2 protein-coding genes are annotated in these 1606 nt (G+C 44.8%); both read right to left on the reverse strand.

The annotated features are described in order from the left end of the window. Positions 1-870: 870 nt before the first annotated feature. Positions 871-1242 carry a type II toxin-antitoxin system VapC family toxin gene (locus ACG2E4_RS18370; protein ID WP_395262554.1) on the reverse strand — a complete coding sequence of 124 codons (372 nt, stop codon included), beginning with the start codon at positions 1240-1242 and terminating at the stop codon, positions 871-873. Further along, positions 1229-1396 carry a hypothetical protein gene (locus tag ACG2E4_RS18375; protein ID WP_395262553.1) on the reverse strand — a complete coding sequence of 56 codons (168 nt, stop codon included), beginning with the start codon at positions 1394-1396 and terminating at the stop codon, positions 1229-1231. The genes ACG2E4_RS18370 and ACG2E4_RS18375 overlap by 14 nt, the downstream gene beginning before the upstream one ends. Positions 1397-1606 lie beyond the last annotated feature (210 nt).

The raw sequence follows: 1606 nt of genomic DNA on the forward strand, positions 1-1606 counted from the left end.
AGGCCGAAGCAGGCGTTTGTGGATGTTGCACCGGTGAGAACTTCGATAGAAGGCAACCAGCGTGACGGACCATCAACATCCACGCCTGCACAGGCCGGAGCGGGTGCCCCATTCACCGCCTTGAGTTTTTGGTTCCTTTTGGGTCAAGCCAAAAGGGACACCTCTGTTTTAAAAAAACTGCTACTATTTTCTTGTTGGGCTTCCTAATAATCCTTCCTTGTTCATTTTTTCATCGAAGAAAAAACGAACCAAAAAATTCGCCGCCGGAGAATGGGAATTATGAATGAAGAATGAAGAATGATGAATTTCGAAGGGGTACCGGGAAAAAGAGCGCGGAGGGTTCCCCCTTGTGGCAGTTATGATGGAAAAGCGGTAAATGACGTTCGAAGGGGGTGCAGGGGGATGTTCAGTGAGGAATGAAAAATGAAGAATTAGAAATGAAGAATTTCGAAGGGGAGATCATATGAACGAGTTATAGCATCATGTCCAAGACCGGAAGAAGTTCTGTCTGACGAGGGAGCGAGCTACAAAATATACACCCTGGTCTTTCCCGGCCTTGAATGGGGCGCGAAGGTCCTGACGGTATACCTTGTCTGATGGTCAGCTCGGCTCGAAACCTGCGAGGTTTGTACTCCGGAAGGGACAATCCTCCCCGAGGCCATTGCCTTTCCGGGAAGGGAAACCTCGCAGGTTTGGGAGGTAGGCGTTGTTCGAACCCCCGGGGTTTTTCTTCAATGGTGGCTACACGTTACTACCAGGACTGCTTTTGCGGACAGGAAACCCTGCGGGTTTTGGGATGGGGCGTATCCCACTATCGCCTCAACAATGCGTTTTGAGGTGCCGCCATACCAATATAGGAAGAGGCTATAATCATCGCTCATAAATAATAATATCACCAATCCCCATCTTCATAAAATCCTTGTCAGCTGTAATAAACGGTATTTCAATGTTAAGAGCAGATGCCAGAATTATCGCATCGGGTAATTTTATGCTACTGTTTCTGCGAATAGATATAGCCTTGTTCTTAATACCCTCATTCATGTTTATGACAGTGCAATTTTTCAGAAATCCCTTTACCTGTTCCAGCTCAGTATTTTCAAGAGAGGGATATCCCAAAAGCTCTATCTCTGTTATAAACGATATGAATAGATTATGATCTTCGAATAGTGGTATGAGTGTTTCGTCCCCACCCAGAAAGTAAAGAATAATATTAGTGTCAAGGAGAAGATTATTCCCACTCATCGCGCCATTCTTTTTGAAGCTTCACAGGATCCTTTTTAAGCTTCAATATGCCACAATATCTTTTAATGGATTCCTTATTCTTTCCAGCTTCAAGCTGTCTAAACTTTTCTTTGACAGTTTCTGCAGTACTACCTTTTTTTATGATCGTAATCATACATTTAGCTGTTTTTTTGACCTTATTTTATACCAATATAATTGAGGTACATTAAAAAACCCAACGCGAGATCACGCCTTCCTTTCTGTATCCTTTTGGAAATCGTGGCCAACGGCCCACCGGGCAGGTGGACCGCACCGGTGCTGGTTTTGCTGATTGCAGCATGGTTCGAAACCTGCGAGGTTTGTTACTCCGGAAGGGACGACACTT

It is taken from the genome of Halalkalibaculum sp. DA384 (assembly GCF_043951955.1).
Lineage (GTDB): Bacteria > Bacteroidota > Rhodothermia > Balneolales > Balneolaceae > JAMQKA01.